Source organism: Nocardia sp. NPDC050406 (assembly GCF_044459025.1).
Taxonomy (GTDB): Bacteria; Actinomycetota; Actinomycetes; order Mycobacteriales; family Mycobacteriaceae; genus Nocardia.
This window is the reverse complement of record NZ_JBITIM010000002.1, coordinates 1,372,592-1,391,615: the sequence shown is the minus strand read 5'-3', so window position 1 is coordinate 1,391,615 and position 19,024 is coordinate 1,372,592. Positions and strand designations below refer to the sequence as shown.

Below are 19,024 nucleotides of genomic sequence, written 5' to 3'. Positions count from 1 at the left end.
CTCAGCCTATCGGCCGAGTTCAGCGACGCTCTCCTCGGCTCGCGGCACGTCGCTGCGCGCGATTGCCCGGATAGTGCGCCGTCACCGCCGGACGCGCCTCGGATTCGAAGCGGTCGTAGGCGTCCACGATCTGTCCGACGAGGCGGTGGCGGACCACATCGGCGCTGGTGAGCTCGGAGATCTGGATATCGTCGATCCCGTCGAGAATCTCCACCGCCGCCCGCAGCCCCGACCGTGCGCCGGTGGGCAGGTCGACCTGGGTGATGTCACCGGTCACCACGATCTTCGAACCGAAGCCGAGGCGTGTGAGGAACATCTTCATCTGCTCGGCCGTGGTGTTCTGCGCCTCGTCGAGAATGATGAACGAATCATTGAGGGTGCGACCGCGCATATAAGCCAGCGGTGCGACCTCGATGACCCCGGCCGCCATGAGCTTCGGAATGGCTTCCGGATCCATCATGTCGTGCAGCGCGTCGTAGAGCGGACGCAGATACGGGTCGATCTTCTCGTTCAGAGTGCCCGGCAGGAAGCCCAGCCGCTCCCCCGCCTCGACCGCGGGCCGGGTCAGGATAATGCGGTTGACCTGCTTGGACTGTAGCGCCTGCACGGCCTTGGCCATGGCCAGATAGGTCTTGCCGGTACCCGCCGGACCCACGCCGAACACGATGGTGTGCTCGTCGATGGCATCGACGTAGCGCTTCTGGTTGAGCGTCTTGGGCCGGATGGTCTTGCCGCGCCGGGACAGGATGTCCAGGCTCAGCACCTCCGCCGGGGAGTCCGAGGAGCCCTCGGTGAGCATGGAGTAGGTGTGCCGCACGGCCTCCGGCGTAACCACCCGATTGCGCGCGGTGAGCGCGACCAATTGGGCGACAACGCGTTCGGCGAGCGCCACATCGGCGGGCCTGCCGGTCAAGGTGACGGAATTGCCGCGCACATGGATATCGGCGTCGAGCAGCCCCTCGAGTTCGCGCAGATTCTCATCGGCCGAGCCCAGGAAGCCGAACACCGACTCCGGTGCGAGCTCGATGCTCGAACGAACGGTCCGACCTGCTGGTCCCGTACCATTGCCGACGGCCCCGATGTCAGCGGTGGGGGCGGTCTGATCGCCGTTTTCGCCTGGTGTTCTCAAAAGTGGCTAATGCCTGCTTTCCGGTCTCGAGCATCACTTCGTTGAGGAAAGTTTACCGCCGCCAGCCGCGCCCGCCCAGTGAATACTCTGCTACCGACAGGCGCGCTGCGAGACCGTCACGCACCCGAGCCGCGGCGGTGACCAGCGCGAGAGGGGGTCAGGGCTACGGCTCGGGCTGGGCGTCGGCCCACGTGAAGGCGTAGTCGCGGAACCGGCGCGCCGCCTCCGAGGGGGCCGCCGCCGGTGACCAGATCATGCCCACCGTGCGCGTCGCGTTCGGATCGGCGAGGGGCAGCAGGGTAAGACCGGGCTGTAGGCCCATGACGCGCGGGTCCTCCAGTGGCAGCAGCGCGACGCCGAGGCCGACGGCTACCAGGCCCGCGATGGTGCCGAGGTTGCTGCATTCGAAGGTGATGCGGGGGCGGAAGTCGGCTGCGGCGCAGAGGTCGTCGAGGACGCGGCGCATGCCGAAGCCGGGGTGCATGGCCATGAATTCGGCGTCGGCGGCCTCGGCGAGGTGGATGTGGCGGCGGGTGGCCAGGCGGTGGTCGGCGGGGACCGCCAGGGCCAGGCGTTGGCGCAGCAGGGGGCGCCAGCCCAGGCCGGGGGTGGTGGGTTTCGGGGAGACCAGGGCGAGGTCGGCGGTGCCGTCGACGACGGCATCGGTGACCACGTCGGCGGCGTCCTGGCTGAGGGTGAAGGTGATGCGGCCCGACGTGCGGCGGAAGCCCGCGATGAGCTCGGGTACCAGGCGTGCACCCAAGGAGTGCTGAAAGGCGAGGCGCACAACGCCTTTGGCGGGATTGGCGAGATCCGCGAGTTCTCTTGCGGCGGCGTCGAGTTCGGACTGCGCGCGGCGGGCGTGCTCGTAGTAGACACGGCCGAAGTCGTTGAGAGTCAAGCGCTTTCCGTGACGGTCGAACAGCTGTACACCGAGGCGGCGCTCCAGTCGGGCCAGCATGCGCGACAGCGTCGGCTGGGTCAGATGCAGGCGTTCGGCGGCCGCGCCGACGCGCTCGAGTTCGGCGAGGGTGGTGAACCAGTGCAGGTCGTCACTCGACATCGACTGCCTCCCCGGGATCAGCTCTGCTTATGCGCTGATTGCATCAACTCGTACTCTATTATGCATTTCCTTTCGGAACCTCGGTCTGCGCATGGTGAGCAGATGAACCTCGCAGCCGCCACCGAGCCTCCCGCTACCGCGCGCCACGATCGGCGAATCATCGTGGCGCTCTTCGCCGCCGGGCTCACCACCTTCGCGTCGATGTACAGTGCGCAGGCGCTGCTGCCGAGCCTGTCCGCGGCGTTCGGGTCGACTCCCGCGCACACGGCGCTGGCGGTCTCGCTGACCACCGGACTGCTCGCGGCGGCGATCGTGCCGGTGAGCGTCCTCTCGAACCGATTCGGGCGGACGCGGGTCATGCGGGTGTCAGCGGTGACGACCTGCGCTATCGGGCTGCTGCTGCCTTTCGCGCCCTCGCTGGAGGTCCTGCTCGCCGGTCGGGCGATTCAGGGCGTGGCCTTGGCCGGGGTGCCCGCCGTGGCGATGGCTTATCTCGCCGAGGAGATCGGAAGCGCTGGACTGGGCGCGGCCATGGGCGTCTATGTATCCGGCACGACCGTGGGCGGGCTCGCCGGACGGTTGATTCCGGCGGTGGCGCTGGAGGCGGCGTCGTGGCGCTGGGCCGCCGCCCTGCTCGGCGCACTGGCGGCGGCGTGCACGGCCTGGTTCGTCCACACACTGCCGCCGTCGCGACGCTTCACCGCCGAGCGGGTCGATATCCGAACTCTCGCAGGCGATCTGGTGGGTCATCTGCGCCACCGCACCCTGCTCTCACTGTTCGGACTGGCCTTCGTGCTGGCAGGCGGTTTCACGGCCATGTACAACTTCCTGGGCTTCCGCCTGACCGATGTGCCATTCGAATTATCCGAGGCCACAGCGGGTTCGGTGTTCATCATGTATCTGGCGGGCACGGTATCGGCGACTTTCGCGGGGCGGCTGGCGGATCGCCTGGGTCGCGCACGGGTGCTCACGACGGCCATCGCGGCCATGGGACTCGGCGTGGCATGCACCCTGCCTGAGCGACTGCCCCTCATCCTGCTCGGCGTATTGCTGTGCACGGCGGGCTTCTTCGGTGCGCACGCGGTGGCGAGCGGGTGGGTCGGAGCCGCCGCCGTGGGCAATCGCGCTGCCGCGTCCTCCCTGTACCTCTTCGCCTACTACCTGGGCAATTCGGTCATCGGCGGCCTCGCGGGCCTCGCCTTCGGCCGGGCGGGCTGGCCCGGCCTGGTCGGCTACATCGCCGTGCTGGTGGCCGTGGCGGCGATTCTCGTGATGACTTTGCGTGTCATCCCCGAGGCGACCACGTCCGTCGCGGCCGCGCCCGATGAATCGACAACCGGGGCAACCGAAGCCGCGTGAGCAGATCGCACGCCCCGCTACCAGCGCGGCGTCAGTGCGCCCAGCGCGCCGAGGGCTACCGCCGCGGCGGTGGAGGTGCGCAGGACGGTGGGGCCGAGCAGCACGATGTCCGCGCCCGCGTCGGCGAGGGCGGTCAGTTCCGCATCGTCCAGGCCGCCTTCGGGTCCCACGATGAGGATGACTTCGGCTACGCCGTCGAAGGGCAACTCGGTGAAGCGGCCCGCACCGGATTCGTGCAGAGCCGCCACCACCGCGCCCGCCGCTTTCGCGTCGCGAACCAGCCGCACCACGTCCGCGGTGCGGTGCAGGTCGGCCACATCCGGAATGTAGGGGCGGCGGGATTGGCGGGCGGCCTGTTTGGCGGCGGTGCGCCACTTCTCTACGGCCTTGTGCGCCTTGGCTTCCCAGTTGGAGACGCAGCGCGCCGCCTGCCACGGGATGATCGCGTCCGCGCCCGCTTCGGTCATGAGTTCCACGGCGAGTTCGGAGCGGTCGCTCTTGGGCAGCGCTTGGATCACCGTCACCTGCGGGGTCGCCGGGTCGGCGACCCGGCGACCGAGGACCTTCAACTCCAGGCGATCCTTCTGGGCCGCGACCACTTCCGATTCGGCGAGGACGCCGTGCCCGTCCGACAGCGTGATGGGTTCGCCGACGCGGATGCGGCGCACCGTGGCGGCGTGCCGTCCCTCCGGGCCGTCGAGTACCGCGGTGCTGCCCGGCTCCGGCACCTCGTCGAGGTAGAAGACGGTGGCGGCCAACGGATCAGCGTCCGCTGAAGGAGGCGCGCAGCCGCGCGAACAGCCCGCTGTTGTGCTCGGACTGCGCCGACAGCACCTCGGTGCGCTCGTTGCCGCGCAACCCCTTGTACTTGCGCAGCAGATCGGTCTGCTTACCGTCCAGCTTGGTCGGAATCACGATGTCCAGGTGCGCGATGAGGTCACCGCGCGAATTGGCGCGCAGCTTCGGCATACCGTGCCCGCGCAGCACCGACACCTCGCCGGGCTGGGTGCCCGCCGGAATCGTCAGCTCGACCGGGCCGTCGAGAATGGTGTCGATGACCACCGTGGCACCGAGCGCCGCGTCCACCATGGGCACCCGAATCGTGCAGTGCAGGTCGTCGCTGTCGCGCACGAAGGTGTCGTGCGGCTGCTCCACGATCTCGACATAGAGGTCACCGGCCGGACCACCGCCCGGACCGACCTCGCCCTGCGCCGCGAGCCGCACCCGCATACCGCTGGCCACACCGGCCGGAATCGGCGCGGAGATCTCCCGGCGCGACCGCACCCGACCGTCGCCGCCGCACTTGCGGCAGGGGTCCGGGATGGTCTCGCCCGCGCCACGGCAGGTGGGGCACGGCCGCGAGGTCATGACCTGGCCGAGGAAGGACCGCTGCACGGTCTGCACCTCGCCCGCGCCGCCACAGGTCTCACAGCGCACCGGCTTGGAGTTGCCATTGGTGCCCGAGCCCTGGCACAGGTCGCACAGGATCGCGGTGTCGACGGTCAGATGCTTGGTGACGCCGACCGCGCACTCCTGCAACGACAGTCGGGTGCGCAGCAGCGAATCCGCGCCGGGCTGTACGCGACCGCGCGGCTTGCGCTGCCCGCCGGAGCCGCTCATGCCGCCGAAGAACGCCTCGAAGACATCGCCGAGCCCGCCGAAGCCCGCGCCGGAGAAGCCGCCGCCCATACCGCCGCCGGACTCCAGCGGGTCACCGCCGAGATCGACAATGCGCCGCTTCTCCGGGTCGGTGAGCACCTCGTACGCGCTCGACACCTCGCGGAAGCGCTCCTGCGCCGCCGGATCCGGATTCACGTCGGGATGCAGTTCGCGTGCCAGTTTGCGATAGGCGCGCTTGATCTCCTGGTCGGTCGCGTTCTGCGCGACACCGAGCAGTGCGTAATAGTCCCGTGCCACTTGCGCTCTCTAGTCCTGTCCTGATTCGTTCACTCTGGCCGTGCCTACCGTGTGGGCGAGTTCCTCACCGTTCGGCGAGCACCTCACCGATATACCGGGCGACCGCGGCCACCGAAGCGATGGTCCCCGGGTAATCCATCCGAGTCGGACCAAGCACACCCATACCCCCGAGAACGGTACCCGTCACCCCGTAGCCGGTGGACACCACCGCCGTGCCACGCATCTGTTCGACCTTGGTTTCCTCACCGATCTGCACCGTCACGGTACCCGGCTGCTGGGACGCGGCCAGCAGCTTCAACACGATCACCTGCTCCTCGAGCGCCTCGAGCACCGAGCGCAGCGAACCCGGGAAGCCATTGCCCGCGAAATCCGACGCGCTGCGGGTGAGGTTGGCGGTGCCGCCCAGCACCAGCCGTTCCTCGGGATGTTCGACGAGGGTCTCCACCAGCACGGTCGAGACCCGAATGAGCACATCGCGCAGCTTGGCGGGCGCGTTGTTGGGCAGTTCGGCCACCGCGACCGAGGCCGCGCCGAGCCGTTTGCCGTCCATGGCCTTGCCGAGCATGCCGCGCAGTGCCGCGAGGTCCTCTTCGGAGACGACATCGCCGAGTTCCACGAGCCGCTGGTCGACGCGGCCGGTATCGGTGATGACCACCAGCAGCAGTCGCGCCGGATTGAGCGCCACCACCTCGAGGTGGCGCACCGTGGACGCGGTCACCGTCGGGTACTGCACCATGGCCACCTGGCGGGTCAGCTGCGCGAGTAGTCGCACGCCGCGGCGCAGCACGTCGTCGAGATCGACGCCGCTCTCCAGGAATTCCATGATCGCCCGGCGCTCGGCCGCCGACAGCGGCTTGACCTCGGCAATGTGGTCGACGAATTGCCGGTAGCCCTTGTCGGTCGGAATGCGCCCGGAGCTGGTGTGCGGCTGGGTGATGTATCCCTCGGCCTCCAACACGGCCATGTCATTGCGCACGGTGGCACTGGAGACACCCAGATTGTGCCGGTCGACCAGGCTCTTCGAGCCGATCGGTTCCTTGGTCGCGATATAGTCCGCGACGATCGCACGCAGGACCTCGAGCCGTCGTTGTTCGGTGCTCGACATGGGCCCCACCTCCTCGTTCGCCTTCGGGTTCGCCGAATCCGCCGGTTACGGCACAGCGTGATCCACGCGGATTCCCGGTTGATCCGAAATCCAGTTTAATTCCCCGTCGGCGAATCGCCCGCGCACGCGTCGTGAGCGGCGCGGACGGTGGGCGCGCGGACTAGCCCAGGGTGAACCTCGGTTCGTTGCCGGGCCGCCACTTGATACCGCAGCCGATACTCGGCGCGTGCGGTTCGGGCACCAGACCGCCGGAGCTCAGATGCGACCACGCCGAGCGCAGCGACGCGCCATCGCAGGGCAGGTCGTTGCCGGGCCGGGCGGCATCGAATTCGCCGCGGTAGGCGAGCCGACGGTCGGCGTCGTAGAGGAACAGGTCCGGGGTGCAGGCGGCGTGGAAGGCCTTGGCCACCTCCTGCGATTCGTCGAGCAGGTACGGGAAGGTGAAGCCCGCGCGCTGTGCCTGTTCGCGCAGGTGCTCGGCATCGTCGTCGGGATAGTTCTGGATGTCGTTGCTGGCGATGGCGACGGTGGCGAGGCCCTCGGCCCGCAGTTCGGCGGTGACCGCGCCGAAGGTCTTCTCGATGTGGCGCACGTAGGGACAGTGGTTGGACAGGAAGACGACCAGCAGGCCCGGCGCGGTGGCGAAGCTGCCGAGCGACACCAATTCGCCCTCGACGGAGGGCAGGGTGAAGTCCGGTGCGGGCGTACCGAGTTCGACCATCTGCGATTCGAGAGCCATGCGTCCATTGTCCGCCCGCGCGGGCGGGTGGGCTCGGCGAATCAGATCAGTTCGCGGAAGAAGGCGCGGATATCGTCGACCAGGATGTCGGGGGTCTCCATGGCGGCGAAGTGGCCGCCACTGTCGTAATCGGTCCAGCGGGCAATGGTGTTGGTCTGTTCGGCGTAGCGGCGAATGGCCACATCCTCGGCGAAGTTCGCCACCGCCGTGGGCACCGGCGATCGGGTGGGCCGGTTCCGCGCGTGCGCGGTCTCGTAGTACATCTGGGCCGAGGAGCTGCCGGTGTTGGTGAACCAGTACACGGAGATGTTCGCCAGCATGTGGTCGCGGTCGACACGGTCGTCGAGGGTGCCTTCGGAACCGGTCCAGGACTCGAATTTCTCGACGATCCAAGCCAATTGGCCCGCCGGGGAGTCGGCAAGCGCGAAGCCGAGGGTGTGCGGGCGGGTGCCCTGGATCTGGAAGTAGCCGCTGCCGTCGGAGAGGAACGCGCCGATACTGCGCAGGCGTATGCGCTCGAGTTCGGTGAAGGTCTCGATCTCCTGGTCGGGCACCGCGCCGGTGGGCATGAAGCCCCAGGTGGCGGCATTGACGTGCACGCCGATGACCCGGTCGGGGGCGATGCGGCCGATATCGGGGCCGATGAACGCGCCGTAATCGCCGCCCTGTACGGCGTAGCGGGGATAGCCCAGACGGTGCATGAGTTCGACGTAGGCGCGCGCGGTGCGGGTGCTGTCCCAGCCGGAATCCGGTGCGGGACCGGAGAATCCGAAGTTCGGGTGGGACGGGATGACGAGGTCGAAGATCGGGCCGGGGCCGCCGGGATCGGTGAGCGGCTCGATGATCTTCAGGAACTCCACGACCGAACCGGGCCAGCCGTGTAGGAGCAGCAGCGGAACCGCGTCGGGCTGGCGAGACCGTATGTGCAGGAAATGGATTCGCGCACCGTCGATGGTGGTGACGTACTGCGGAAAGGAATTGAGGCGCTTCTCCCAGGCGGGCCAGTCGAACTGCTCGGCCCAGTACCCGGCCAGTTCGCGCAGATAGTCGACGGGTACGCCGCGCGCCCAGCCGACATGGGGAATCTGTGCGGGCCAACGGGTTTCGCCGAGCCGACGGCGCAGATCCCACTGCTCGGTCCGGGTGATCTCGATCTGGAAGGGGACAATGTCATCGTCGAACATGACGAATACCTCGCAGCCGCAACGCGGGACTCGGGAGCCCTGATAGGCCCGAGCCTAGTCCGGATCGTCGTCTTCGCGGCGTGGTTTCGGCCGGGAGTCAGGTCAGCAGCTCACGCACCACCGCGTCGGCGAGCAGGCGGCCGCGGTCGGTGAGCACGAGGTGATCGGCCCGGCGTTCGGCCAGTCCGTCGGCGATCACCCGCCGCGCCGCGTCGCGGCCGTCGGCGTCGAGGTCGTCGAGGGGCAGGCCGGTGCGCAGGCGGACGGTGAGCATGACGCGCTCGGTGTAGCGCTCTTCGTCGGTGAGCAGCTCCCACCCGGCGGCGGGCAGACCGCCCTGGGCGACGCTGTCGGCATAGCGCGCAGGGTGTTTCACATTCCACCAGCGGACGCCGCCGAGATGGCTGTGCGCGCCCGGTCCCGCGCCGAGCCAGTCGCCGCCGTCCCAGTAGCCGAGGTTGTGGCGGCAGCGGGCGGCGGCGTCGGCGGCCCAGTTGGAGACCTCGTACCAGTCCAGGCCCGCGGCGCGCAGCCGGATGTCGAGGCGTTCGTAGCGATCGGCGAGCACATCGCCGTCGGGGGCGGGCAGTTCGCCGCGGCGCACCCGGCGGGCCAAGGCCGTGCCGTCCTCGACGATGAGCGAGTAGGCCGAGACGTGGTCGACGCCCGCCGAGAGCACCGCGTCGATGCTGGCGTCGAGGTCGGCGTCGGTCTCCCCCGGCGTGCCGTAGATGAGATCGAGGTTGACGTGCTCGAATCCGGCGGCGCGGGCCTCGCGGGCGGCGGCGACGGCGCGGCCGGGAGTGTGGGTGCGGTCCAACACCTTCAGCACGTGCGCGGCCGCGGACTGCATGCCGAGCGAGACCCGGGTGAATCCGCCGTCCAGCAGGCGTGCGAAGAATTCCGGCGAGGTGGATTCGGGATTCGATTCGGTGGTCACCTCGGCCCCGGGGGCGAGGGTGAAGTTGTCGCGAATGGCGTCGAGTACGGTCGCCAGCCCCTCGCCGCCCAGCAGCGAGGGCGTCCCGCCGCCCACGAAAACGGTCTCGACCGCGGGCGTCGCCGACGGCAGCGCGTCGAATTCCCGCGCCGCCGTGGCCAATTCGCCGCGCAGTGCCGTCAGCCACGATTCCGGCGAGGAGGAGGTGCCCAGCTCGCCCGCGGTGTAGGTGTTGAAATCGCAGTACCCGCAGCGCGTGGCGCAGAACGGCACGTGGATGTAGATCCCGAAGGGGCCACCGCCGAAATCACGCAGCGTCAGCGTGGGCTGAGCCGCGGTGGTCAGGGCGGGGGTCCCGATGGAGGTCACCACACCAGTGTGACCGGTCGCGCCGGTCACACCGCATCCGGTCAGTCGGTGACAACCGGGGTGTTCTGGTTGAAGGTGAGCAGCCAGCGGCCGTTCTCCTTGGTCATGCCGTAGAGCGGCGAGCCCTCGCTCCGCACCACGCCGTCGTGATCGAAGTACAGCTGGCGGACCTTGACCACGGCCACGTCGGGCCGAATGAACCGGACGAAGAAGGGTTCGTAGGTGGCGTAGCCGTCCTTGGTCGCGCCGGGCATCACCGCGCGGGTGAACGTGGAGATCTCGTCGAGGCCATTGAGGAATTTGCCGTGGCCGGTGGTCCAGATGGCGTCGGGGTGGAACAGGGCGAGGAACGCGTCGGCGTCCTCGGCGCGCTGCGCCCGGTCGACGGCGGCCACGACGGCGTGGATGGCCTCGAGTTCGGCGGTGGTGTCGACTTCTGCTGCTGTGCTCATGCCGTCGATCGTGAAATATCAACCATGCTTCAGGTCAATCCGCGCCCACGGCGGCGATCTATGAGACGCGTCACAAATCCGGTCACGCGTCCAGGGGATTTCCCGGGAAAGTGCGGAAAATACTGGCGGACGGTCCAAACGGCCCTCGTGAGGTGGCACAATATCCCTCATGACTGGACTTGGAGTACGACTCGTGGCGCGTCGCCATGTCGACTTCAAGCGAGTTTGCAGCGCGAGCTGTCTGCCGGGAAGCCTCCGGTAGATCGGCTCCCATTCTCTCGATCCCGGCGTCCCAGTCGACGCCGAGCGGTCGGTTCACTGATTTTCCGGAGGCGAGAGCCAGCCCCTCCCGCCTGCCCGCAAGACCCCCAGGAGCGCTCCAATGACGTCGAGCACCGACGCCTCGAGTTCCGATAACGCTCGCCCCGCACGCCCCGCCGCCGCGGAACGCCGCGTGCGCCCGGACCGTCCGCGTTCGGCGGCTCCGGTGGCGCCGCGGGAGCGGACCGGCAAGCCGGTTCGGCGCAAGTCCGAGGGCCAGTGGGCGCTCGGCTACCGCGAACCGCTCAATGCCAACGAGCAGAGCAAGAAGGACGACAACCCGCTCAATGTGCGCGCGCGCATCGAGAACATCTACTCCAAGCAGGGTTTCGACTCCATCGACAAGGCCGATCTGCGTGGCCGCATGCGCTGGTGGGGTCTCTACACCCAGCGCGAGCAGGGCTACGACGGCACCTTCACCGGCGACGAGAACATCGACCTGCTCGAGGCCAAGTACTTCATGATGCGGGTGCGCTGCGACGCCGGTGCGCTCAATGTGAAGCAGCTGCGGACCCTCGGCGAGATCTCCACCGAGTTCGGCCGCGACACCGCCGATCTCTCCGACCGCGAGAACGTGCAGTACCACTGGATCGAGATCGAGAACGTGCCGGAGATCTGGCGGCGGCTCGAAGAGGTCGGCCTGCAGACCACCGAGGCGTGCGGCGACTGCCCCCGCGTGGTGCTGGGCTCCCCGCTCGCCGGTGAATCCTTCGGCGAGGTCCTCGATCCCACGCCCGCGATCGAGGAGATCGTGAAGCGCTACATCGGCGACAAGAAGTACTCCAACCTGCCGCGCAAGTTCAAGACCGCCATCTCCGGTCAGCAGGATGTGGTGCACGAGATCAACGATGTCGCCTTCATCGGCGTCGAACACCCCGAGCACGGTCCGGGCCTCGATGTGTGGGTCGGCGGCGGCCTGTCCACCAACCCCATGCTGGCGCAGCGCCTCGGGGCCTGGGTGCCCCTGGACGAGGTGCCGGATGTGTGGGAGGCCATCGTCTCGCTGTACCGCGACTACGGCTACCGCCGCCTGCGCACCAAGGCGCGCATCAAGTTCCTGGTCAAGGACTGGGGCGTGGAGAAGTTCCGCCAGGTACTCGAGGACGAGTACCTGAAGCGCAAGCTCATCGACGGCCCCGCGCCGGAGAAGCCGGAGCGGCCCATCGACCACATCGGCGTGCAGAAGCTGCGCAACGGCCTCAATGCCATCGGCTTCTCCCCCATCGCCGGACGCGTCTCGGGCACCATCCTGCAGCAGGTGGCCGACGCCGTCGCGAGCATCGGCTCCGACCGAGTGCGGTTCACCCCGTACCAGAAGCTCATCGTGCTCGACGTGCCCGACGACAAGGTCGAGTGGCTCATCGACGAGCTGAAACCGCTCGGCCTGCACGGACGTCCGTCGCACTGGCGGCGAAACCTGCTGGCGTGCAGCGGTATCGAGTTCTGCAAGCTGTCGTTCACCGAGACGCGCAAGCGCTCACAGGTGCTGGCACCCGAACTGGATCAGCGCCTGGCCGATATCAATGCCGACCTCGATGTGCCCATCACCGTGAACATCAACGGCTGCCCCAACTCCTGCGGCCGATCCCAGATCGCCGATATCGGCTTCAAGGGCCAGCTCGTCGACGACGGCGAGGGGAATCAGGTGGAGGGCTTCCAAGTTCACCTGGGAGGCAGCCTCGGGCTCGACAGCGGCTTCGGCCGCAAGCTGCGCCAGCACAAGGTGACCAGCGAGGAGCTCGGTGACTACATCGAGCGTGTGGTGCGCAACTTCGTCAAGAACCGCGACGGTGGAGAGCGGTTCGCACAGTGGGCTGTCCGTGCCGACGAAGCGGATCTGCGGTAGTTGGGAGAACTGTTCCATGACAACACAATCGACGACGAAACTCGCCGAGGCCGAACTGCGGGCCATCGCCGAGCGGGGCGCGGCCGAGCTGGGCCCGAACGCCACCGCGCAGGAACTGTTGCAGTGGACCGAGGACACCTTCGGCAACGGCTACATCGTGGCCTCGAACATGCAGGACGCGGTGCTGGTCCAGCTGGCCGCGCAGGTGCATCCGAATGTGGACGTGCTGTTCCTCGACACCGGCTACCACTTCGCCGAGACCATCGGCACCCGCGACGCGGTGGAGCTGGTCTACGGCGTGAACATTGTCAACGTCACCCCGGAAAACTCTGTGGCGCAACAGGATCAGCTGCTCGGCAAGGACCTGTTCGCCCGTGACGCCGCCGAATGCTGCCGCCTGCGCAAGGTGGTGCCGCTGAAGAAGTCGCTCACCGGCTACAACGCCTGGGTGACCGGCATCCGCCGGGTGGAGGCTCCCACCCGCGCCAACGCTCCCCTCATCTCCTACGACGAGGGCTTCGGACTGGTGAAGATCAATCCGATTGCCGCTTGGTCGGACGAGGACATGGCCGCCTATATCGAGGCCAATGGCATTCTCGTCAATCCCCTTGTGGAGGAGGGATATCCGTCCATCGGTTGCGCTCCGTGCACACGGAAGCCGGAACCGGGATCCGATCCGCGAAGCGGCCGTTGGGCTGGCCTCGCCAAGACCGAATGCGGGTTGCACGCCTCATGACTTCTCTCGAGACCGAATTCGACACCCTGGCAGCACTGGAGTCGGAGTCCATTCACATCTTCCGCGAGGTGGCGGGGGAGTTCGAGCGGCCGGTGATCCTGTTCTCCGGCGGCAAGGACTCCACCGTCCTGCTGCACCTGGCGCTCAAGGCCTTCTGGCCCGCGCCGCTGCCGTTCGCGCTGCTGCACGTGGACACCGGGCACAACCTGCCCGAGGTGCTCGAATTCCGCGACAAGGTGGTCGAGAAGTACGGCCTGCGACTGCATGTCGCGTCGGTGGAGGAGTACCTCGCCGACGGTCGGCTCACCGAGCGACCCGACGGCATCCGCAATCCGCTGCAGACCGTGCCGCTGCTGGATGCCATCAACGAGAACCGCTTCGACGCGGTCTTCGGCGGTGGCCGCCGCGACGAGGAGCGCTCGCGCGCCAAGGAGCGCATCTTCTCGCTGCGCGACGCCTTCGGGCGCTGGGACCCCAAGCGGCAGCGGCCGGAGCTGTGGAACCTGTACAACGGCAAGCACGCTCCGGGCGAGCATGTGCGCGTCTTCCCCATCTCCAACTGGACCGAGCTGGACATCTGGCGCTACATCGCCCGCGAGAACGTCGAACTGGCGAACATCTACTACGCGCACGAGCGTCCGGTGTACCAGCGCGACGGCATGTGGATGACCCCCGGCGTCTGGGGCGGCCCGGCCGAGGGTGAGGAGCTGCTGACCAAGTCGGTGCGCTACCGCACCGTCGGCGACGGCTCCACCACCGGCGCGATCATTTCCGACGCGGCCGACAACGAGGCGATTCTCGCCGAGGTGGCGGCGTCGCGACTCACCGAACGTGGCGCTACCCGCGGCGACGACCGTGTCTCCGAAGCGGCCATGGAAGACCGTAAGCGAGAGGGTTACTTCTGATGTCCGACCTGCTCCGACTAGCCACCGCCGGATCGGTCGACGACGGGAAGTCCACCCTTGTCGGTCGCCTGCTCTACGACACGAAATCCGTGCTGGCCGACCAGATCGACGCGGTCACCCGCGCCTCGGTCGACAAGGGCCTGTCCACGCCGGATCTGTCGCTGCTCGTGGACGGCCTACGCGCCGAGCGCGAACAGGGCATCACCATCGACGTGGCCTACCGCTACTTCGCCACGCCCAAGCGGTCTTTCGTGCTCGCGGATACGCCGGGGCACGTGCAGTACACCCGCAATACCGTCTCCGGCGCGTCCACCGCGCAGCTGGTGATCCTGCTCGTCGACGCGCGCAAGGGCGTCATCGAGCAGACCCGCCGCCACGCCGCCGTCATGGCGCTGCTGGGTGTGCCGAAGCTGGTGCTGGCCGTGAACAAGATCGACTTGGTCGACGACCCGGCCGAGGTGTTCGACACCATCCGCACCGAATTCGCGGTGCTGACAGCCAAACTCGGCTGGGCTCCCGAGGACGTGCAGGAGATCCCGGTCTCGGCGCTGCACGGTGACAATGTCGCCTCGCGCTCGGAGAACACCCCGTACTACACCGGGCCCTCGCTCATCGAGCACCTGGAATCGGTGCCGGTGGACGCCGACGCCCAGGGCCGCCACCAGGTGGGCCTGCGCTTCCCGGTGCAGTACGTGATCCGGCCGCGCACCGCCGAGTACCCGGACTACCGCGGGTACGCCGGGCAGGTCGCGGCGGGCGTGGTCACCAAGGGCGACGAGGTCGTGGTGCTGCCCTCGGGTATCCGCACCACCGTCGAGCGCATCGACACCCCCAATGGTGAACTGCCGCAGGCACAGCCGGGTCGCAGCGTCACGCTGATCCTGGCCGACGACGTGGACGTCTCGCGCGGTGACATCATCGCCGCCGCCGCGGACGCCCCGGAGCCGATCGACTCCTTCGACGCCACCGTGTGCTGGCTCGGCGACAAGCCGCTGCGCCCGGGCGCGCGCCTGCTGCTCAAGCACGGCACCCGCACCACCCAGGCGATCGTCGGCGCGCTCCTCGAGCGCTTCGACGAGCAGCACCTGTCGGCCGACCCGAATCCGGAGACGTTGGCGCTCAACGACATCGGCCGTGTCTCCCTGCGCGTCGCCGACCCCATCACCGCCGACGACTACAGCGTCAACCGCCACACCGGCAGCTTCCTGCTGATCGATCCGGCGGGTGGCAACACCCTCGCCGCCGGACTGGTCGGCGATGCGCTGACCGCGGTCGAGGTCGGCGCGGAAATCGGGGTCTGAGATGATCCGGCCCGTCCTCGGTGTCGCCTCGGCGGCACCGGTGGAGGGGGTGCGCGCACCGGCGTTGATCGCGGTCGCGCACGGCAGCCGCGATCCGCGCTCGGCGGCGACCATGCACGCGGTGGTGGAAGGTATCGCCGCGCGACGGCCGGGCGTCGACGTGCGGTTGGCTTTTCTCGATCTGAGTACGCCCTCGGTGGAGCAGGTCGTGGATGCCGTTGCGGCGGACGGGCATACGCACGCCGTGGTGGTGCCGCTGTTGTTGGGCAGCGCGTTTCACGCTCGGGTGGATCTGCCCGGGCTACTGGACTCCGCGCGGGCCCGCAATCCTCGGCTGCGGCTGACCCAGGCCGATGTGCTGGGGCCGGATGCCCGGCTCATCGCCGCGCTGCGCGATCGGGCGCTGGAAGCGCTTGCCGCACAAGGCCGCTCACCCGAACGCGTGGGTGTGGCCGTGGCGGCCGTCGGTTCGTCGTCGGCCGCGGCGAATGCCCGCACCGCGTGGGTGGCGCGGCTGCTCACCGGAATCACCGGCTGGGATACCGAGATCTGCTTCGCCACCACCGAACCGACGGTCGGCGAGGCGGTGGCTCGACTGCGGGCGCGCGGGGCCGACGAGGTGCTGGTGGCGCCCTGGTTCCTCGCCCCCGGACTGCTCACCGACCGGTTGTGGAACGCCGCGTCCGATACGGTGCATGCCGAGGTCATCGGGCCGCACCGGGCGCTCACCGAGATCGGGTGGGATCGCTACGAGGCGGCGGTGGCGGCACCGCTCACGCTCAGCGCCTGACGATCGAGCGGTGGACCGGCCTGCCCCGCGAATCCACACTGTCGGCCAGAGCGTGTTCCCTGCCCGGGAAGCCCCGGCCGACAGCGGGACTCGCGCCTCGCGGCACGGCTCACATGCAGGCTTCGTAGTCCTTGCCGAAGGAACCGGTCACCTTCGAGCACATGGCGTTGTCGTCATCGGCGATCGGGGCCGAATGCGGCGCGACGACCTCGACGGACGGCGCGTCCACCAAGGGGATCTCGGCCGAGGCCGATCCGGCGACGAGGGCGGCAGCGCCGATTCCGAAGGCGATAGCGCCGGTCCGCAGCATGGTGCGCATGGTGGAGCTCCTTTTTGAAAGGCATTAGTTTCACAACTTGGTCCGCACCATACCCACTCCCGGCCGCCGGTGCTCCCGAAACCGGAACACCGAGGTGCCGCACGCGCGACACTGGGCTCAGCACCCCAGAAAAGAGATCGCCATGAATCCGATGCTGAAGAAGATCATCACCCTCGGCCAATCGGCCACCGTCGCGGTCTACCGCCGCAGCAATGGCAAGTTCGGCGGCTCGGTGAAGGGCCTGCCCGTCGCCCTGCTTACCGTGCCGGGCCGCAAGACCGGACAACCTCGGACCACACCGGTGGTGTACTTCGACCACAACGGGGCGTACCTGGTGTGCGGCTCCGCGGGTGGTATGAAACAGGATCCGCAGTGGTTCAAGAACCTGGCGGCGGCCAAGCACGCGCAGATGCGAATCGGAGCCGATACCCACGAGGTCTCGGCGCGGGTGGCCGAGGACCCCGAACGGGAGCAGCTGTTCGCCGAAATCACCACGCGGGCACCGTTCTTCGCCGATTACCAGCGCAAGGCGGGTGGCCGGGTGCTGCCGGTGGCGGTGCTCACGCCGACGAAACCGGTCTGAGGCTGCGGCGAATCAGTCGGTGTGCCAGGTGACGACCTCGGCCAGATCCGCACGGCGCGTGCGGAATCCATTGACCGGGTGGTCGGTGTCGGCATAGCCGAAGGAGATCGCGGCGACCACGCGGCGGTGGTCGGGAATCTCGAAGTACTCGCGCAGGAACGGCGAGTAGTTCGCCAGCGCGGCCTGGGGTGCGGCGCCCAGGCCGAGACTCTGTGCGCCCAACAGGAAATTGCCGATGTACAGGCCCGCGTCGACGGCTCCGTAGACCCCGAGGTCGGCCTCGCTGGTCACGATGGCCACGTGCGGGGCGTCGAAGAGTTCGAAATTGCGCAGCATCTGCCGCATGGTGCCCGCCTGATCGCCCTTGACGATGCCGAGGCTGTCGTAGAGCTGGAATCCGCACTCGCGGCGGCGGTCTCGGAACACCCCGTCATATTTGGCCGGGAAGTCGAAATCGGCTGCGGGAGCGGCACTCCGCACATGCTCCAGAAGCGCCTTACGGAAGCGGTCGGTGGCCGCGCCCGAGGTGAGGACCACCTGCCAGGGCTGGGTATTGCACCACGAGGGGGTGCGCTGGGCGAGTTCCAGCAGCCGTTCGATGGTCTCGCGCGGTACCGCGTCGGGCCGGAACTGTCGGCAGGTCCAGCGCTGGTCGAGGATGTCGCGCAGGACGTCGTACTGATCCGTTGCCATGGTGGAACCCCTTGCCGATGTGGTCTCGATTCGAGACCGAACACTAACAGGATTCGGTCTCATTTTGGAACCGCAGGGGTAGCATCGGGGCGTGCGCTACGAGGAACTCGCCGATTACCCGTGCTCGATCACGCGGCCGCTGGTGATCTTCGGCGACCGCTGGACGCTGCTGATTCTCAAATTCGCCTTCATGGGCGTGCGACGGTTCAACCACTTCCAGACGACGCTGGGCATTTCGCGCAGTCGGCTCGGCGACCGCCTGGCGCGGCTGGTCGAGCACGGCATTCTGGTGAAACAGCAATCAGCCGAAGGGGCGCACGAGGAGTACCGGCTCACTCCCAAGGGCCACGACATCTACCCGATCCTCATGGCCATTCGGGATTGGGGCGACACGTACATGGCCCCCGAGGGCCCACCGGTGCGCTACGGGCATCGCGACTGCGACGGTGAGGCCCATATCCGACTCGAATGCGATTCCTGCCGTGCGGAGATGACCGCGCGCGAGGTGATCCCGACACCCGGCCCCGGAATGCCGGTCGACACCGATACGCTGGGCCGATGATCAAGGCTGTGGTGTTCGATGTGGGCGAGACGCTGATCGACGAGACGCGGATCTGGAGCCGGTGGGCCGATCGTCTGGGGGTGCCGCGCTTCGCCATGCTCGGGGTGATCGGCGGGATGGCCGCCACCGGGCGGCCGCTCGCGGACGCCTTCGAAATCCTTTCTCCCGGAATCGATCTGGAGGCCGAGCAGATCAAGTGGGCGGCCGAGGATCCCGAGGGGTTGCGGGTGAACTTCGATGCCGATGATCTGTATCCGGATGTGCGGCGGGCGCTGGGTGCGTTGCGCGAGCGCGGGATTCGGGTGTTGATCGCCGGAAATCAGCCGCCGCAGGCGAAGGCGGCGTTGGAGCGGATGGATCTGCCGGTGGACGGGATCTACACCTCGGCCGAGTGGGAGTTGGAGAAGCCGGATCCGAAGTTCTTCCTGAAGGTCGCGGAGGTGGCGGGGGTGGCGGCCGCCGACATCTGCTATGTCGGCGACCGGGTGGACAACGATGTGATGCCCGCCAATGCGGCGGGGATGGTTCCAGTCCTGGTGCGTCGGGGGCCGTGGGGCTACCTGCACTCGGAGCTGCCGCAGGCGAGCAAGTACGGGGTGGTCGTCGACGGCCTCGATGCGTTGGTGGATATCCTCCCCCGCATCTGACCTGCGTGATTCCCGGGTGAAGCGACCAGCCCGACCTCCTACATGACACGTCAAATGCCACGAC

General features: G+C 68.1%; 21 protein-coding genes. 10 read left to right on the top strand and 11 right to left on the bottom strand.

Features of this window, described 5'->3' with window-relative positions; all coding sequences use genetic code 11:
* Positions 1 to 19: 19 nt before the first annotated feature.
* Positions 20 to 1,081 (bottom strand): PhoH family protein, encoded by a 1,062-nt coding sequence (locus tag ACIBH2_RS19615; RefSeq protein ID WP_397120897.1) that lies wholly within the window; start codon positions 1,079 to 1,081, stop codon positions 20 to 22.
* A gap of 211 nt (positions 1,082 to 1,292) precedes the next feature.
* Positions 1,293 to 2,192: a LysR family transcriptional regulator gene (locus ACIBH2_RS19610; protein ID WP_397119289.1), complete on the bottom strand. Its 900-nt coding sequence runs from the start codon at positions 2,190 to 2,192 to the stop codon at positions 1,293 to 1,295.
* A 102-nt stretch (positions 2,193 to 2,294) separates the two neighbouring features.
* Between ACIBH2_RS19610 and ACIBH2_RS19605 the strand changes: the two genes are divergently transcribed.
* Complete coding sequence (locus ACIBH2_RS19605; RefSeq protein WP_397119287.1) at positions 2,295 to 3,551, top strand: MFS transporter; 1,257 nt, start codon at positions 2,295 to 2,297, stop codon at positions 3,549 to 3,551.
* Positions 3,552 to 3,568: 17 nt separating this feature from the next.
* On the opposite strand, the gene ACIBH2_RS19600 is transcribed toward ACIBH2_RS19605, so the two are convergent.
* The 7 genes from ACIBH2_RS19600 to ACIBH2_RS19570 form a co-directional block, all read right to left on the bottom strand.
* Positions 3,569 to 4,309, bottom strand: a complete 741-nt coding sequence (locus ACIBH2_RS19600) for a 16S rRNA (uracil(1498)-N(3))-methyltransferase (RefSeq protein WP_397119285.1) — start codon at positions 4,307 to 4,309, stop codon at positions 3,569 to 3,571.
* A gap of 4 nt (positions 4,310 to 4,313) precedes the next feature.
* Positions 4,314 to 5,468, bottom strand: a complete 1,155-nt coding sequence (gene dnaJ / locus ACIBH2_RS19595) for a molecular chaperone DnaJ (protein ID WP_397119283.1) — start codon at positions 5,466 to 5,468, stop codon at positions 4,314 to 4,316.
* Positions 5,469 to 5,532: 64 nt separating this feature from the next.
* Positions 5,533 to 6,573: a heat-inducible transcriptional repressor HrcA gene (gene hrcA / locus ACIBH2_RS19590; RefSeq protein WP_397119281.1), complete on the bottom strand. Its 1,041-nt coding sequence runs from the start codon at positions 6,571 to 6,573 to the stop codon at positions 5,533 to 5,535.
* A 160-nt stretch (positions 6,574 to 6,733) separates the two neighbouring features.
* Positions 6,734 to 7,312, bottom strand: a complete 579-nt coding sequence (locus ACIBH2_RS19585; RefSeq protein WP_397119279.1) for a thioredoxin family protein — start codon at positions 7,310 to 7,312, stop codon at positions 6,734 to 6,736.
* Between the two features lie 41 nt (positions 7,313 to 7,353).
* Positions 7,354 to 8,496 (bottom strand): epoxide hydrolase family protein, encoded by a 1,143-nt coding sequence (locus tag ACIBH2_RS19580; RefSeq protein WP_397119277.1) that lies wholly within the window; start codon positions 8,494 to 8,496, stop codon positions 7,354 to 7,356.
* Positions 8,497 to 8,593: 97 nt separating this feature from the next.
* Positions 8,594 to 9,796, bottom strand: a complete 1,203-nt coding sequence (gene hemW / locus ACIBH2_RS19575; RefSeq protein ID WP_397120895.1) for a radical SAM family heme chaperone HemW — start codon at positions 9,794 to 9,796, stop codon at positions 8,594 to 8,596.
* 50 nt (positions 9,797 to 9,846) lie between these two features.
* A complete protein-coding gene (locus ACIBH2_RS19570) occupies positions 9,847 to 10,257 on the bottom strand; it encodes an SgcJ/EcaC family oxidoreductase (protein WP_397119275.1) in 411 nt (136 codons plus the stop codon).
* A gap of 169 nt (positions 10,258 to 10,426) precedes the next feature.
* Between ACIBH2_RS19570 and ACIBH2_RS19565 the strand changes: the two genes are divergently transcribed.
* The 6 genes from ACIBH2_RS19565 (at position 10,427) to ACIBH2_RS19540 (ending at position 16,156) form a co-directional block, all read left to right on the top strand.
* The gene (locus ACIBH2_RS19565; RefSeq protein WP_354835468.1) at positions 10,427 to 10,519 is read left to right on the top strand and encodes an Ms4527A family Cys-rich leader peptide; all 93 of its coding nucleotides are present in this window, start codon (positions 10,427 to 10,429) and stop codon (positions 10,517 to 10,519) included.
* A gap of 120 nt (positions 10,520 to 10,639) precedes the next feature.
* Positions 10,640 to 12,424, top strand: coding sequence for a nitrite/sulfite reductase (locus ACIBH2_RS19560; RefSeq protein WP_397119272.1), 1,785 nt, complete (start codon positions 10,640 to 10,642; stop codon positions 12,422 to 12,424).
* Between the two features lie 16 nt (positions 12,425 to 12,440).
* Positions 12,441 to 13,160, top strand: a complete 720-nt coding sequence (locus ACIBH2_RS19555) for a phosphoadenylyl-sulfate reductase (protein WP_397119270.1) — start codon at positions 12,441 to 12,443, stop codon at positions 13,158 to 13,160.
* Positions 13,139 to 14,065: a sulfate adenylyltransferase subunit CysD gene (gene cysD, locus ACIBH2_RS19550; RefSeq protein ID WP_397119268.1), complete on the top strand. Its 927-nt coding sequence runs from the start codon at positions 13,139 to 13,141 to the stop codon at positions 14,063 to 14,065. Before ACIBH2_RS19555 ends, cysD begins: the two co-directional genes overlap by 22 nt.
* On the top strand, positions 14,065 to 15,366 hold the full coding sequence (locus ACIBH2_RS19545; RefSeq protein WP_397119266.1) for a sulfate adenylyltransferase subunit 1: 1,302 nt from the start codon (positions 14,065 to 14,067) through the stop codon (positions 15,364 to 15,366). The genes cysD and ACIBH2_RS19545 overlap by 1 nt, the downstream gene beginning before the upstream one ends.
* A gap of 1 nt (position 15,367) precedes the next feature.
* The gene (locus ACIBH2_RS19540) at positions 15,368 to 16,156 is read left to right on the top strand and encodes a sirohydrochlorin chelatase (protein ID WP_397119264.1); all 789 of its coding nucleotides are present in this window, start codon (positions 15,368 to 15,370) and stop codon (positions 16,154 to 16,156) included.
* Between the two features lie 109 nt (positions 16,157 to 16,265).
* On the opposite strand, the gene ACIBH2_RS19535 is transcribed toward ACIBH2_RS19540, so the two are convergent.
* Positions 16,266 to 16,475, bottom strand: coding sequence for a hypothetical protein (locus ACIBH2_RS19535; protein WP_397119262.1), 210 nt, complete (start codon positions 16,473 to 16,475; stop codon positions 16,266 to 16,268).
* Positions 16,476 to 16,617: 142 nt separating this feature from the next.
* Here ACIBH2_RS19535 and ACIBH2_RS19530 point away from each other — a divergent pair, with 142 nt between their 5' ends.
* Positions 16,618 to 17,058 (top strand): nitroreductase family deazaflavin-dependent oxidoreductase, encoded by a 441-nt coding sequence (locus ACIBH2_RS19530; RefSeq protein WP_397119260.1) that lies wholly within the window; start codon positions 16,618 to 16,620, stop codon positions 17,056 to 17,058.
* Between the two features lie 12 nt (positions 17,059 to 17,070).
* Here the strand turns inward: ACIBH2_RS19530 and ACIBH2_RS19525 are convergent, their stop codons facing one another.
* A complete protein-coding gene (locus ACIBH2_RS19525; protein WP_397119258.1) occupies positions 17,071 to 17,751 on the bottom strand; it encodes a nitroreductase in 681 nt (226 codons plus the stop codon).
* A gap of 91 nt (positions 17,752 to 17,842) precedes the next feature.
* Between ACIBH2_RS19525 and ACIBH2_RS19520 the strand changes: the two genes are divergently transcribed.
* Together ACIBH2_RS19520 and ACIBH2_RS19515 are read left to right on the top strand one after the other, a co-directional pair.
* Entirely contained in the window at positions 17,843 to 18,313 is a 471-nt protein-coding gene (locus ACIBH2_RS19520; protein WP_397119256.1) for a winged helix-turn-helix transcriptional regulator, read from the top strand.
* On the top strand, positions 18,310 to 18,960 hold the full coding sequence (locus tag ACIBH2_RS19515) for an HAD family hydrolase (RefSeq protein WP_397119254.1): 651 nt from the start codon (positions 18,310 to 18,312) through the stop codon (positions 18,958 to 18,960). Before ACIBH2_RS19520 ends, ACIBH2_RS19515 begins: the two co-directional genes overlap by 4 nt.
* The last annotated feature ends 64 nt before the right edge of the window (positions 18,961 to 19,024 follow it).